General features: G+C 53.4%; 12 protein-coding genes and 1 pseudogene. 6 read left to right on the forward strand and 7 right to left on the reverse strand.

Annotation, left to right across the window (positions count from 1 at the left end):
• Positions 1–32: 32 nt before the first annotated feature.
• The 3 genes from ACIQ2T_RS01230 (at position 33) to ACIQ2T_RS01240 (ending at position 2187) form a co-directional block, all read left to right on the forward strand.
• Positions 33–1238: a type III PLP-dependent enzyme gene (locus ACIQ2T_RS01230; RefSeq protein WP_397589225.1), complete on the forward strand. Its 1206-nt coding sequence runs from the start codon at positions 33–35 to the stop codon at positions 1236–1238.
• A 65-nt stretch (positions 1239–1303) separates the two neighbouring features.
• Positions 1304–1732 (forward strand): MAPEG family protein, encoded by a 429-nt coding sequence (locus ACIQ2T_RS01235; RefSeq protein WP_397589226.1) that lies wholly within the window; start codon positions 1304–1306, stop codon positions 1730–1732.
• A gap of 11 nt (positions 1733–1743) precedes the next feature.
• Positions 1744–2187, forward strand: coding sequence for an MAPEG family protein (locus ACIQ2T_RS01240; protein ID WP_397589227.1), 444 nt, complete (start codon positions 1744–1746; stop codon positions 2185–2187).
• Here the strand turns inward: ACIQ2T_RS01240 and ACIQ2T_RS01245 are convergent.
• The 5 genes from ACIQ2T_RS01245 to ACIQ2T_RS01265 form a co-directional block, all read right to left on the reverse strand.
• Positions 2184–3383, reverse strand: coding sequence for a class I SAM-dependent RNA methyltransferase (locus ACIQ2T_RS01245; protein WP_397589228.1), 1200 nt, complete (start codon positions 3381–3383; stop codon positions 2184–2186). The genes ACIQ2T_RS01240 and ACIQ2T_RS01245 overlap by 4 nt on opposite strands.
• A gap of 189 nt (positions 3384–3572) precedes the next feature.
• Positions 3573–5294 carry a dihydroxy-acid dehydratase gene (gene ilvD, locus ACIQ2T_RS01250; protein WP_397589229.1) on the reverse strand — a complete coding sequence of 574 codons (1722 nt, stop codon included), beginning with the start codon at positions 5292–5294 and terminating at the stop codon, positions 3573–3575.
• Positions 5295–5339: 45 nt separating this feature from the next.
• Entirely contained in the window at positions 5340–6068 is a 729-nt protein-coding gene (locus tag ACIQ2T_RS01255; protein WP_397589230.1) for an N-formylglutamate amidohydrolase, read from the reverse strand.
• The gene (locus tag ACIQ2T_RS01260) at positions 6065–6892 is read right to left on the reverse strand and encodes a 4-(cytidine 5'-diphospho)-2-C-methyl-D-erythritol kinase (RefSeq protein WP_397589231.1); all 828 of its coding nucleotides are present in this window, start codon (positions 6890–6892) and stop codon (positions 6065–6067) included. The genes ACIQ2T_RS01255 and ACIQ2T_RS01260 overlap by 4 nt, the downstream gene beginning before the upstream one ends.
• 44 nt (positions 6893–6936) lie before the next feature.
• Positions 6937–8577 carry an electron transfer flavoprotein-ubiquinone oxidoreductase gene (locus ACIQ2T_RS01265; RefSeq protein ID WP_397589232.1) on the reverse strand — a complete coding sequence of 547 codons (1641 nt, stop codon included), beginning with the start codon at positions 8575–8577 and terminating at the stop codon, positions 6937–6939.
• A 114-nt stretch (positions 8578–8691) separates the two neighbouring features.
• Here ACIQ2T_RS01265 and ACIQ2T_RS01270 point away from each other — a divergent pair, with 114 nt between their 5' ends.
• From ACIQ2T_RS01270 to moaB, 3 genes are read left to right on the forward strand one after another with little or no spacing between them, the layout of a single operon-like run.
• Positions 8692–9444, forward strand: a complete 753-nt coding sequence (locus ACIQ2T_RS01270) for a uracil-DNA glycosylase family protein (protein WP_397589233.1) — start codon at positions 8692–8694, stop codon at positions 9442–9444.
• Positions 9441–11186 carry a lytic transglycosylase domain-containing protein gene (locus ACIQ2T_RS01275; protein ID WP_397589234.1) on the forward strand — a complete coding sequence of 582 codons (1746 nt, stop codon included), beginning with the start codon at positions 9441–9443 and terminating at the stop codon, positions 11184–11186. The genes ACIQ2T_RS01270 and ACIQ2T_RS01275 overlap by 4 nt, the downstream gene beginning before the upstream one ends.
• Complete coding sequence (moaB, locus tag ACIQ2T_RS01280) at positions 11173–11700, forward strand: molybdenum cofactor biosynthesis protein B (protein ID WP_397589235.1); 528 nt, start codon at positions 11173–11175, stop codon at positions 11698–11700. The genes ACIQ2T_RS01275 and moaB overlap by 14 nt, the downstream gene beginning before the upstream one ends.
• Positions 11701–11813: 113 nt before the next feature.
• Here moaB and ACIQ2T_RS01285 read toward each other — a convergent pair whose 3' ends face one another.
• Complete coding sequence (locus ACIQ2T_RS01285; RefSeq protein WP_397589236.1) at positions 11814–13412, reverse strand: long-chain fatty acid--CoA ligase; 1599 nt, start codon at positions 13410–13412, stop codon at positions 11814–11816.
• A gap of 70 nt (positions 13413–13482) precedes the next feature.
• Positions 13483–15008: pseudogene (locus tag ACIQ2T_RS01290) on the reverse strand (DNA polymerase III subunit alpha); the annotation flags it as partial.

A 15008-nucleotide genomic window follows, 5' to 3' on the forward strand; every position in this document is an offset into this window, starting at 1 on the left:
TGTTTTTTATTATCTTTTGGGGGTCCCTTGAATTGTACGAGAACACTGACGCACTTGCTGTAGTCCGCGCGCTTCGCCCGGACGAACCAATCACGTTAATCCGCCCGCACGCCGCTGCGCGCGCTGCCCGTTTCTTCGTTGAGAAGTTTCAGGGCAAATCGCTTTATGCCGTAAAAGCCAATCCATCGCCTGCGCTGCTTGAGACCCTTTGGGAAGCTGGCATCACGCATTATGACGTTGCATCCTTGGGCGAAGTCCGGCTGGTCCACAAATTCCTGCCCGATGCGAAGTTGTGCTTCATGCACCCGGTCAAAAGCGAGCGCGCCATCGCGCAGGCCTATCATAACCATAATGTCCGCACATTCAGCCTCGACAGTCATGATGAGCTGGAAAAGATCGTGCGCGCCACAAATGGCGCGACAGATCTTGAATTGTGCGTGCGGATTCGCGTCTCTTCCGACCACGCAAAGTTGAGCCTTGCCTCAAAGTTCGGTGCTGATCCGTCTGAAGTCGCAGACTTGCTGGTTGCCACGCGTCAAGTCGCAGACAGCCTTGGGATCTGCTTTCATGTGGGTAGCCAAGCCATGGCGCCAACCGCTTATGCCGAGGCTATGGAGCATGTCCGCGCCGCGATTGTCGAGGCGTCTGTTACCGTTGATATCGTTGATATCGGGGGTGGTTTTCCTTCAGTCTATCCCGGAATGGAGCCGCCGGCGCTGGAGGGCTATTTCGACGTCATTCACAACTGCTTTGAAGACCTGCCAATCAGCTACTCCGCGGAACTCTGGTGCGAACCGGGCCGTGCATTATGCGCTGAATATGCGTCGTTATTGGTGAAGGTTGAGAAGCGTCGCGGAAACGAATTATTCGTCAACGACGGCGCTTATGGTTCGCTGTTTGACGCTGCACATATCGGCTGGCGCTTCCCTGTGGCCCTGCAGCGGTCTGAGACCTCAATTGGTACCCAGATGGCTGAATTCAGCTTCTACGGGCCTACCTGCGACGATATGGACCATATGGCAGGCCCTTTCATCCTGCCTGATGATGTGCAAACTGGTGATTATATCGAAGTTGGTATGACCGGCGCGTATGGCTGCGCGATGCGTACCGAGTTTAACGGCTTTGGCGAAACCGAAACGCTTATCGTTGAGGATCAGCCGATGGCCACACTCTATGGTTGGGCGCCAGCCAATGACGCAGGTGTTCGCGCAAAGCTCTCACAAAGCTCAAAAATCTAAGTTACATTTGACAATTTACCAGAGCTGCACCACCCTCCCCACCAGTCGATGGGGAGGGTTTTTTCATGAATACGGATATATTGGCGCCAGCAGCTGCGTTGGTGGTCTGGTCAATCATGATGTTGTTCTGGATGGCGGGAACACGCCTTCCTGCCATGTCAAAGATCGGTATGGATCTCAAACAGGCTGCGCCGGGTGGGCGAGGCCAAGACATTGACCCGAATGTGCCGCCATCGGTCGCGTGGAAGTCCCACAATTACGCGCATCTTATGGAACAGCCGACAATATTCTACGCCACCATTATGATATTGGCGCTTTCAGGTGGAGCGACGGACCTGTCGGTCGCGTTGGCATGGGGCTACACCGTTCTACGTGTCATTCACAGCATCTGGCAGGCAACGGTTAATACCGTCAGCATCCGCTTCATGTTCTTTTTATTATCAACACTTTGCCTAACGATTTTGGCAATACAGGCTTTGATCGCAACTATTTAAGGGGGAATAATATGGAAAGTAGTATTTTAGGACCAGTCGTCGCGCTTGCGGCATGGACGATGATTATCTGGATCTGGATGTATGTCACGCGCATACCTGCCATGAACCGCGCCGGGATTGACGGAACGAAAATTGTTGGTTCCTCGAGCGGAGCCTTGCGCGATGCTCTTATAGCTAAAGGCGAAGAAAAAGCTTCGTGGGTTGCAGATAATTACAATCACTTACATGAAGCACCTACGGTGTTTTATGCAATATGTTTAACACTTGCCATGGTAGGTCAGGGCGACAATCTGAATGCAACCATTGCGTGGGTTTATGTCGGTCTACGTGTAACGCACAGCCTCGTTCAAATATTGTCTAACCGCGTTGTCATCCGCTTTGCACTGTTTGCATTGTCATCATTGGCGCTCATAATGCTCGTAGTACATGCCGTAATGGCGGTACTGTTAAACTAACGGCTAAAATGCCCAGCCAGCTCGATATGGGTTGACCAGCGGAATTGTCCTACGGGCCATATCCGCTGCAACCTGTATCCAGCGGAACCTAATGTTTTGGCGTCGCGCGCAAAGCTCGCCGGATTGCAACTGACATAAGCAATATTTGCTACTTTAGACGCTGCAAGTTGTGCAACCTGCTCCTTTGCACCCGCACGTGGCGGATCCAGTATCACCGTTTGAAACTTGTTAAGTTCCTCAGGCGTAAGGGGGCGCCTGAACAGGTCCCTATGTTCTGCAAATATCATTCGACCAGTGCGCCCTGCCGCCGCCTTTAAAGCTAGGCTGGCTTGAAGATCTGCCTCACCGGCATAAATTTTTCGACCTGCACCCATCGCCAGCGCAAAAGTTCCTGACCCAGCAAAAAGATCTGCTATAATAGTGTCGCTGCCGACGATTTGTTTTACCGCGTTCACCAACGCGGCCTCTCCATCGACTGTGGCCTGAAGGAAGCCATAAGGTTGATAACCGACAGCTACTCCGCCCAATGTAACCGTGACGGGTTCAGGTTCGTAAAACGGAACAGGGCCATAGCCTTCATCAAGCGACAGCCGCGCGAGATTGTGGGTTTTGGCGAATTCGGACAGCAGCTCATGCGTGTCGAGATCATTTGCGATCCAGTTCTCAATGAGAACATCAACGCCCTGATCTACCATCGCCAATTTAATTTGCACCTGACGCGCACGGTTTAGCCGTGGCTCAAGCAATGTCCGCATTGGCGCAAGCAACGCAAACAGCTCTGACGCCATGACGTCACATTGCCTGACGTCAATGATGCGATGACTTTTTTCGGTACTGAAGCCCAACTGAAATTGCTTGCCAGCCCAAGCTGAACGAACCGCAATGCGACGGCGGGTTTTTGGCGGCGATAGATGAACAGGCATCACCTCGCCGATCTCAACCTGCTGCGTGGTTAGAGCATGCGTGACGCGCTCAGCAATGAACAGTCGCAGGCTGTCTTCGTCGAGATGCTGTAATTGGCAACCACCGCATAAGGGAAAATGCTGGCATGGTGGGGGTACATGATGGGGGCCGTGGATAAGGCCGCCGGATGGATCTACACTGTCGCCGGGAGCCGCAAGCGCCACATAACGGCCATTTGCGGTCACACCGTCGCCGCGTGCGGCAACCCTGATAATCTCTTCGGTAATTTCCATACCGCCCCATGCCCGTGAAGGGCCAAGCAATCAACTGGCGTCTTTGGACGCTGGCGTTTGGTAAGTCATACCGGTTGCATCAAAACTATCCGCCGCTGCAACGCCGCAACACGCCATTGGGGTGACGGGTAACCGGCGTCGCCTCAGCAGCCTGCCAACGCATTCAGCAGCAAGGTGACGCCGAAGCACTTAGATATCGGCGTAAACATGGGTTTCGGCAGCACCGCCAGGATGCGTCACTGCGCCCTTATAGGCCGGCCCAACATTCTGCGCATAACGCCAAATGGCACCAGACTGATAATCCGTTTCGCGCGGTTTCCAGCTTTTCCTTCTATTTTCGAGTATTTCGGAGTCAACATTCAGATCAATTACACCCGTTTCAGCGTCGATCATTATTTCGTCGCCATCTTCAATCAATGCAATCGGGCCGCCCAATGCTGCTTCAGGCCCAACATGACCAATGCAGAAGCCGCGCGTTGCACCCGAGAAACGGCCGTCGGTGATGAGCGCAACTTTCTCGCCCATGCCCTGCCCGTATAATGCGGCTGTTGTGGAGAGCATCTCACGCATGCCGGGGCCGCCCCTTGGCCCTTCATAACGGATCACAATAACTGAACCCTCGCGGATTTGCCTTGCTTCGACGGCGGCAAAGCAATCCTCCTCACAATCGAACACTTGGGCTGGCCCCGTGAACGTAAGCCGGTCCATGCCAGCAACCTTCACAATCGCGCCATCGGGGGCAAGCGATCCGCGCAACCCTACAACGCCGCCTGTGGGCGTTATTGGCGCTGTCGCTGGATAAATGACCTTCTGATCGGGGTTCCACGTAATTTCTTCAATATTCTCGCCAAGCGTTTTACCCGTGACGGTCATGCAGTCCCCAAACAAAAGGCCTTCGCCCAACAAGGACTTCATCAGCATATACACGCCGCCGGCGTCATACATGTCGCGTGCAACGAATTGCCCGCCGGGTTGAAGGTCGGCCATATAAGGCGTGGTTTTGAAGGCCTCGGCGACATCAAACAGGTCAAAGTCTATACCTGCCTCATGCGCCATGGCGGGCAAATGCAGTGCACCATTGGTCGATCCACCCGTTGCCGCAACAATTCTTGCAGCGTTTACGAAGGCTTCACGCGTACAAATGTCACGTGGCCTAATATTACGCGCCAGCAATTCCATCACTTGAAAGCCTGCAGCATGCGCAATCTGATCACGCGTGGAGTAAGGTGCTGGCGCCATATTGCTGTTGGGCAACGAAAGGCCGATCGCTTCCCCAACGCACGCCATAGTATTCGCAGTATATTGACCGCCACACGCGCCATGGCCCGGACAGGCAACGCGCTCAAGTTCTTCAAGTTCTGACAAAGGACACGCGCCCGCCGCATATTTTCCAACAATTTCAAAGACGTCTTTGACGGTCACATCCTTGTTGTTGTGGCGACCCGGCAAGATAGACCCGCCATACACGAATATGGATGGCACGTTCAGGCGCAACATCGCCATCATTATACCGGGTAAGGACTTGTCGCAGCCGGCAAAGCCTACAAGCGCGTCATAACAATGCCCACGCACGGACAACTCAACCGAATCTGCGATGACTTCACGGCTGACAAGGGAGGACTTCATCCCTTGATGGCCCATGGCGATGCCATCAGTCACTGTTATCGTATTGAAACGGCGCGGCATACCGCCGCCCTGCTCTACACCCACACGCGCTATGTCCGCTTGGGCATCGAGCGTAGTGTTGCATGGTGCGCTGTCATTTCCAGCAGAGACCACGCCAACAAATGGCCGCGCAATTTCCTCTGCGGTTAACCCCATTGCGTAATAATAGCTACGATGTGGTGCCCGTTCTGGTCCGACAGACACATGGCGGCTTGGCAATTTGGATTTATCGAACTGGTTTGACATCTTACACTCCGTTTCAAGCCAGTGCTTTAAGCGTTTTTGTGCTGGTTAGCCAAGTCGTTCCGACACAAAATGGCACATATCTGACAATATGCGTGCAAATCTTGCTTGGCCTGAGGGTGTGCAGGCTAAATCTTGCCGCATCTCAATGCCGATATACGGTATGTCATTGGCCTCCGCATGGCGGTTCATCGTCGCGTTCAGAAGCTTGCCCGAATAAGGCAATTGGTCACCTACAAGATATCCTGCGTTTTCAAGGAACGGAATGGCAAGCTTAGACGCCGCCGCCTGTTCATTATACAACACGCCGACTTCCCAAGGCCGAGGCTCATTGGGTTTGCTCTCTAAGGCTGGTGTAAAGCTGTGCAGTGACAATATGAGCGCAGGCCTATGTTCGGACAGCAAGTCCTTCAAATAGTCATGGTAAGGTGTGTGGAAGCGCATCAGCCTTGCTTCCCGCTCATATGGCGCGACGTCATTTCCGTATATGACGATGCCATCACTCGAAAGCGGCATCACAGCAGGATCGAGTTCGTCACGGTTCAAGTCGACAACGAGGCGAGAATACCGACCTAAATAGGCCGCAAAGCCCGTATGTTGCGTTATCAAACGCGCAACAGGGGCAACGCCAATATCCCAGGCGATGTGGGTGTTGAGAACCGGTCGATCAATGCCAAAAACAATATCGTCAGGAACATCGTTTGACGCGTGATCACCGATGATGAGGAAGCCACCGTTGCGCGGCGTCCCTAATATCTCAAACGGCGACTCCTTCATCGCAGCATACTGGCCATAGACCACCATTGCGGGTTAAGTGTTGTTCTTGCCGTCTGTAATGACGCCGCATCGTCAAACAATGCAAAGCATGTCGCTCCAGACCCGGACATGCGCACGATGGCCGGATTAGCGGAAGAAAGACGTTTCAATATATCCGATATAACGGGGCAAATCGCCGCAGCCAAAGGCTCTAGGTCGTTTCGGCTCACACACGCTGTGTCCCACATGTCGCCACGGCCAACTTTGCCGCCATCAACACCGGCCCATGCCTTGAATATAGCTGCCGTCGAAACCGACTGAAGCGGGCTAACCAGCAGCAAATACCTTGCGGTGATGCTACTATCGTCCAAAAACACAAGTTCAGTACCGGTGCCGCTGCCAAAGCTTGGGCGGCTAAATACGCAAGCGGGAATATCTGCTCCCAAGGGTGCGAGGATGTCGGCCATTGCTTGTTCGGATAAATTCAATCCCCAAAGTCGGTTCAAAAGCCGTGCTGTAGCCGCGGCGTCTGCGGAACCACCACCAATGCCCGAAGCAATCGGCAGTTGCTTATCAAGCTGAATGGCTGCGCCTTGCGATACTCCAAAATGCGACTGTAACAATGCAGCTACCTGAAGCACCAGATTGGTATCATCTGCAGCGAGACCACTCCCGAATGGCCCGTCTATTTCAAGGCTCAATGCATCTGAAAAATGCGCATGTAAAACGTCGCCACCTTGCGCAAACGCAAACAACGTCTCTATATCATGATAGCCATCTGCCCGTCGCCGCCGAACATGCAGGGCAAGATTGATTTTTGCAAAGGCAACTTCAGAATGATCCACAAAACGCCTTTAAACCCTGCCCAACAGCCCAAGCGCTACCCCAATCACATATTAGGGTAGTTCGGCCCACCGCCGCCTTCTGGCGTCACCCAGTTGATATTCTGGTTCGGATCCTTGATGTCGCATGTTTTGCAATGCACACAATTCTGGGCGTTGATCTGATAACGCGCGTCTTTGCCTTCTTCCTGAATCCACTCATACACACCCGCAGGGCAATAGCGCGTTGATGGGCCCGCAAATTCCATGAATTCGCTGGTCTTTTGAAGGTCCATATCCTTGACCTGCAAGTGAATTGGCTGATCTTCGGCGTGGTTGGTGTTCGACAAGAACACTGATGACAAACGGTCAAAGCTGAACACGCCATCGGGCTTCGGATATTCGATGCGTTCGACGGCGCTTTTCTTTTTAAACGCCTTGTGGTCCGGATGATGCTTCATCGTGAACGGCATGCGGATACCAAAATTCTCCAGCCACATATTGATACCGGCAAGCGCCGTTCCCACCACATTGCCGTATTTCTCGACCAGCGGCAGAACGTTGCGTACCATTCGCAATTCTTTGTAAATCCAACTATTTTCATAAGCTGTCTGATAAGATGTCAGCGAGTCATGTTCGCGGCCAGCGGCCAATGCCTCAACAGCGGCATCCGCAGCCAACATGCCGGACTTCATCGCCGTATGCGAGCCCTTGATTCGCGGCACGTTCAAGAAACCGGCCGAACACCCGATCAATGCACCGCCAGGGAAAGCCAGCTTTGGTACCGACTGCCAGCCACCATCGCTGATCGCGCGCGCGCCATAAGAGACGCGGCGGCCGCCGGCGAGTATTTTCTTAATCTCGGGATGCGTTTTCCAACGCTGAAATTCTTCGAAGGGTGACAAATAAGGGTTGGAATAGTTGAGCCAAACAACAAAACCCAAGGCCACCTGATTGCTCGCATGGTGGTACAAAAACGCGCCGCCATTTGCATCAGTCAAAGGCCAGCCCTGGCTGTGAATCACGCGGCCTGCGGAATGCTGCTCGAGCGGAATGTCCCACAATTCTTTAATGCCAATTCCGTAAACCTGTGGCTCGCAGTCTTTATCGAGCGCAAATTGCGGCTTTAGCAATTTGGATAGGTGTCCGCGCACACCTTCGGCAAAGAAAGTATATTTCGCATGTAATTCCATGCCGGGCATATAATCGTCTTTATGGCTGCCATCGCGCGCGATGCCCATGTCGCCCGTCGCTACACCCTTTACCGAACCGTCGCTGTTATAAAGTATTTCTGCCGCGGAAAAGCCGGGGAAAATTTCTACACCCAGATTTTCAGCCTGCCCCGCAAGCCAGCGGCACAGATTACCAAGCGATCCGGTGTAGGTGCCCTTATTGTGCATGAAGCCCGGGGTCAGAAAATGCGGCATGTTAAACTTGCCGGTCTTAGTAAGAATCCAATGCTGATTGTCATTCACGGGCGTATCGGCCAGCGAACAGCCCATATTGCGCCAATCAGGCAGCAGTTCATCAAGCGCCTTGGGGTCGATGACAGCACCAGAAAGAATGTGCGCGCCAACCTCTGATCCTTTTTCAAGGATACAGACACTGGTGTCAGGCGATTGCTGTTTTATGCGTATCGCAGCCGAAAGGCCTGCTGGCCCTGCGCCAACAATAACAACATCATAGGGCATCGACTCGCGTTCACTCATTGCCTTTATCCTTTACCCGGCATGTAATTCAGGCCATCCCGATATTCGAACAGCTTGTGGGAATTGCCATGCCAAGCAATTGACCCCGCCGTCAACTGATGACTGAAGGGATTTATGGGGGATCGGGGAGAAATTACTGCATTTGCTGTGGTTGAATCGCTAACTGGCTGGTGGGAACTTGCCGGACTGGACGCGGCTGTTAGCGAAACCAGCGTCAACTGGCTTGCAGAAGAAGCGCCTTCAAACGCCTCCATACCACCTATAAAAACGTCTGCCACGCCAGAAATAGGTTCCGCGTCCACTGCTCCGTCTGTCGCCTGGCCGGAAGACATTTCGTCGTTACGCGAATTGGTGACACATGGAGCTCCTCTCCCTGGCAACGGCTATGGTCCTTTGCGTTATGCACCGATTGGCCCAGACAGCTGTGACGTCATGATTGTTTCAGACTTGCCAGACATTATCGGTTCCTCGGACACTTCAAGCGGGGCCAACGCTGCTCTGCTGCACCGTATGATGGGGGCTATCGGTATAGAAAGTAGCGACTGCTTCTGCACATGGATGGCAACGAGTATGCCGTCGACAGCGGAAGTCCCCGAGCACGACTTTCCCGAGCTGGCAGCGTTTGTCATGCACCAGATAAAGCTAATTAGGCCCAAATCGGTGGTGATACTCGGTGCGTCCGCATGCAAGGCTCTGTTAAACGAAAATCTCATGAATGCGCGGACAGAGTTGCGGAGTATCAATCATGATGGTCTCAACATAACGGTGTTGGCGACATTTCATCCGCGAACCCTTATCGCGCGACCTGCAATGAAGGCAGAGGCGTGGAGAGACCTGCAGATGTTTGGAAAAAGGGGCGGGCAATGAGTTTCAGGTCCAAATGGTTAGCAATTGCTGCGGTTGCGTCGCCCTTTTCGGCAGCAGTTGGGAATAATAGCGAGGAGTTTCGGGCTATCCCATCCCCTCAGCTCGCGCCAAATATTCTCAATGCAAAAGAAAAAGTTCTGTTTTCCGCAATCTATAATGCCATCCGAACAGAGAGATGGGATGAAGCCACACGTCTGATTGACACCGCCCCGCGAGGCCCCATGTCGGCAATGGCGCGGGCTGAACTGTATGTCGCGCCAAATAGCCCAAAGGTTGAAGCCACCCAGTTACAAGCATTGCTCGAGATCGCGCCATTTTTACCACAGGCGGAGCAGTTGGGGGCCATGGCGCGTAAACGGGGTGCAGAAGTTTTGCCAAATCGGCCGGGAATCAGGCGCTTTTCATGGCTTGGTGGCGCGCCAAAACGCGATTTGCCGACAAATATTGCGAGCGATGATATACGTGCGGAATTGCAGATTTTTATAAAAAATGATCAGTCGCTGGCCGCAGAACAGTTTTTGGAAACCAAGGCTGCCGAGTTGTCGCCCGAAGCATTGACCGAATTACAATATCGCGTTGCTTGGTCCTATTATATCGAAAATGACGATGCGGCTGCAAAGCGGGTTGCGGCCGAAGCCCAATTGGCGGGCGGTGATTGGGGCACACAAGCTGCATGGGTTAGCGGTCTCGCTTCTTGGCGTCTGCGTGAATATGCTGCGGCTTTTGAAGCATTTGACTATGTATCGCGCCTGGCAGTAAATGACGACTTGAAGGCGGCGGGCCTGTTTTGGGGCGCACGGGCGGCCATGGCGATAAAACAACCACAATATTTTCAGCCCAAAATGCAAAAAGCTGCGCAGTTTCCAGAAACATTCTACGGGATACTCGCAAGTGAAACGCTCGGCATGGTGCCAATAGCAAGCAAAGCGGCTAAAATGGCTAAACTGGATTGGGCAAGCCTGAAAGACCAAGAGAATGCTGCGCTAGCAGTTGGGCTTGCAGAAATCGGTCAAAACAAATTGGCTGACATCGCGTTGCGCCATCAGGCGAGAATTGGTGATGCGCGGCAACACGCAAACCTCGCGCAATTGGCTGGCGCGCTAAACTTGGCATCAACGCAATTTTGGCTCGGCCATTATGGTCCGTCGCGGGATCAAAGCAACGCCATGGCGCGCTATCCGATGCCCAATTGGGAACCCAGTGGCGGCTGGCGCGTGACGCCTGCTTTGGTTTATGCCCATACGCTGCAGGAATCCAATTTCCGTACAGACGTCATCAGCCCCGCTGGGGCGCGCGGCTTGATGCAAGTACGCCCAGGAACAGCCCAAGACATGGCGCGCGCGCGGGGCGCAGCCTTTGCTGCATCTGAACTCGACCGCCCCTCTGTTAACCTGGAGTATGGGCAGTCCTACCTTGAAAAATTGCGTGATATGCCAGCGACAGGTGGCCTGCTTCCCAAAGTAATAGCAGCTTATAATGCCGGCCCCTCGCCGCTTATACGCTGGAACAGCGAAATTCGGGACAATGGTGATCCTTTGTTGTTTATTGAGTCCATTCCCTATTGGGAAACACGTGGTTACGTATCGATAATATTACGCAATTACTGGATTTACGAGATGCGCGAGAAAAAAGCATCGGGAAGTTTGAAAGGTTTAGCTCAGTATATGTGGCCCAAATTTCCAGACGCCAATGGCAACGTTACTGCGCGCCGAATTTTAGGAGGCGCTATTGCCACTCGATAAAGATAGGGTGTTTAAGCCCGTGAATATCGCGCTTCTAACAGTTTCCGATACACGCGGTATTGACGATGACACCAGCGGCGACATTTTGGCCGAACGGATCATCGCCGCTGGCCACAACATCGTCGACCGAACCATCTTACGCGACGATACAACGTTAATTACCGCACGGTTGCACAATTGGATAGATAACGATCAAGTCGACGTTGTCATCTCAACAGGTGGTACGGGATTAACCGGACGGGACGTGACGCCCGAGGCGTTGGACCGCGTAAAAACTAAGGAAATTCCTGGCTTCGGGGAATTGTTCCGTTGGCTGAGCTTTGCAAGCATTGGCACATCCACAATTCAATCGAGAGCTTGCGCTGTGCTTGCCCGTGGGACGTATATTTTCGCGCTGCCCGGATCCAATGGCGCAGTAAAGGACGGTTGGGATCAGATTTTGGTGCATCAGCTCGATAGCCGCAATCGCCCCTGCAACTTTGTCGAACTCATGCCGCGATTGCGCGAAGTCTAGCCTGTTTCTTTTTGTTCTCATTCATGAGCAACGGGCAAAATGAAGCCATGAGGCACCTGCTTCTGCCGTCAAATCTCAGCCTATTTTAGGTAAAGGACAACGTGCTCTTTTTCTCAATCCTCCAGCACAAAGTCCTTGAATTGCTGGCGAAGTGCCACTTTCTGAATTTTACCTGTGCCTGTGTGCGGCAATTCGTCAACGAACAGAACCCGGTCGGGCATCCACCATTTGACGATGCGTTCCGCCAGATAGGCCTTCACCATTGCTTCGTCGACCTCCGCGCCTGGTTTCTTCACAGCGATCAGAACGGGCCGCTCGTCCCATTTGGGGTGCGCAATACCGATGGCACCTGCCTCTGCTATACCTGGACAACCAACCGCGATATTCTCAAGCTCGACTGAACTGATCCACTCACCACCGGACTTAATGACATCCTTGACCCGGTCAGTAATTTGCATCGTGCCGTCGGGGTAAAGTACCGAAACGTCGCCCGTATCAAACCACTGATCAACATCAACAGCGTCGGCTTCTGCCTTGAAATAACGCTTAATGACCCAAGGTCCCCGAATTTGCAGAGCACCGGATGTCACTCCATCGCGCGGCGCTACATTGCCATCCTTGTCAATCACCCGCAGCTCAACGCCAAATGGCGTGCGCCCCTGTTTGCATACAGCATCAATCTGCTCATCGAGTGTTAAATCATCCCAATTGGGCGTTGGCGCACCCATCGTGCCAATGGGCGACGTTTCTGTCATGCCCCACGCGTGGGCCACACGGACCCCAGACTTCATCAAGCGCTCGATCATAGCACGCGGTGCGGCCGAACCGCCAATGGTAACAAGGCGCAATTTGCCAAGCGACGCGTCGCGACCAGCCGCGGCCTCTGCATCCAAATGCGCAAACATCGCAAGCCAGACCGTCGGCACGCCCGCGCTATGCGTGACGCCTTCCTGAAGCATCAGGCCATGCAAGGTTGCCGCATCATTGGTAGTCGAAAACATAAATTTTACACCAGAGGCGGCGCCTGCGAAGGGCAGCCCCCAGCTCGCGGCGTGGAACATTGGAACGATTGGCAGCAGGACTGCTTGAGGGCTGAGGTCAAAAATGGATGGAGCGATTTCGGCCATTGCGTGCAACACGGTTGATCGGTGCTGATACAAGACCCCTTTGGGGTTGCCCGTCGTGCCGCTGGTGTAGCAGAGCATGCAAGCATCGCGCTCGTCACCGGTTGCCCATTCGTAATTGCCATCTTGCGCAGCGATGAATGCGCTATAACTGTCGTCACGATCAAAGATGACGTAATGCTCGACGGTCTTCAGATGCGGTTTTAACCGGTCAATGATGGGCTGAAACATCGCGTCATACATCAGCACCTTATCTTCGGCATGGTTCATGATGTAGATCAAGTCTTCGTCGAATAGCCGCACGTTAACGGTGTGAATAACCCCGCCAAAACCAATTGCGCCATACCAAGCCGCCAAATGCCGATGATGGTTCATCGCAAAGGTGGCAATGCGATCGCCCTTTTGAAGGCCAAGAGCGGTAAAAGCTTGCGACAGCTTACGCGCCTCTCCCGCGACCCCTGCCCAGTTGGTCCGCTCCATCGTCCCATCGGTCCAACGGGTCACGATTTCGCGCTTACCATGCTCGCGCGCTGCGTAGTCAATCAAATGGGGAACGCGAAGGTCCCAATCCTGCATGGTGCCACGCATCAAATTCTCTCCCTCACAAAGCGTCGTCAAATGAAGCTGACGTATTTTTTATTCAATGTTTATATCGCAATCAATGCACTAATGCCAAAACTGGGCCCAGGGGCGCAAGCTCTGCATTTTCAATGCCGTCAATTGCCCGAACTTGATCGAGTAAGGACGCATCGATCTGGTATCGGCGGCCCAGGACAATCTGAACCAACCGACCATCTTCGGCGCGCGTCTTTATAACCAATTCGCTTCGGCCGCCGTCCAGCGGTGCAACCATTTGCGCAAGCTGCGATAACGCGACCTCAGCTGTTACGTCCAACTGCATCTTCAGCCGCGATAAGCTCGTCAGGCTGCTCATTGGCTTAACGCTTTTTACGGAAAAATTTGGAGCTTCATCCCCTGGCCGCATATCCATTTCGCAATGGAGCAAAAGGCATTCCGCATCCTTCGCCCATTCGGCCAGCTGCATTCCAACAGCTTCGTCAAAGCAGCGTACCGAAAACTGGCCACTATTGTCAGAAAAATCCGCAATCATGAAGCGCTTGCCTTTGCGCGATTCGCGCCAACGAACTCCCTCAATAAGCGCTGACATGGTAGCTGCCCTCCGAACGCCCTCTGGTATTGGACCGCTTTCGAGCCAAACAGAATAGGACTTTGCACCATGGCTGATGGCAAGCGCGTCATATTGCGAGCAAGGATGTGCAGAAAAGTAGAAGCCGAACGCGTCCTTTTCCTGATTCATTTGCTCGGCAGGCGCCCAATATAGGCTGCTATCAATCCGAAGCGCAGCCATGTCTGACCCGCCCTCGCCAAATAGACCACCCTGCCCACTTTCGCGCGAATCCCGCGCCGACTGTGCCGCAGCCAACAGCGTTTCTGCCGCTCCATGGGCGGAAGCGCGGTTTGGCTCTAACGCATCGAAGGCACCTGCTGCTGCCAGATTTTCAAGACTGCGGCGGTTGATTTGGCTGGGGTCTGCGCGGTTGGCAAAGTCATCAAGGCTTTTGAACAGCCCAGATGACACGCGCTCCGTGACCAAAATCTCCATGGCCCGTTCGCCAACATTTTTAATGCCGCCCAGTGCGTAGCGCACGGCATGCTCACCATGCGCGTTCGTTTCAACGATAAACTCGGCCTCGCTTCGGTTGATGTCAGGCGGTAAACAAATAACGTCAAGCCGTCGCATATCGTCCATGAAAATCGCCAACTTGTCGGTTTGGTGCATGTCAAAGCACATCGATGCAGCATAAAATTCTTCAGGATGATGCGTCTTCAACCAAGCGGTTTGATAAGCGAGCACAGCATATGCGGCGGCGTGACTTTTGTTAAAACCATAGCCAGCAAATTTGTCGATTAAATCGAACAGTTCGTTCGCGCGGTTGGGTGTAATCGCGTGGGTGGCGCAACCGCTGACAAAACGTTCGCGTTGCGCATCCATTTCGGCCTGAATTTTCTTACCCATCGCACGGCGAAGCAAATCCGCTTCCCCAAGGCTGTAGCCTGCAAGAATCTGCGCGGCTTGCATGACCTGTTCTTGGTAGACGAAAATACCATAGGTCTCGTTTAACACCGGTTCCAACAACGGATGCGGATACTCAATACTCTCCT

This window comes from Sphingorhabdus sp., from assembly GCF_044357595.1.
Taxonomy (GTDB): Bacteria; Pseudomonadota; Alphaproteobacteria; order Sphingomonadales; family Sphingomonadaceae; genus Sphingorhabdus_B.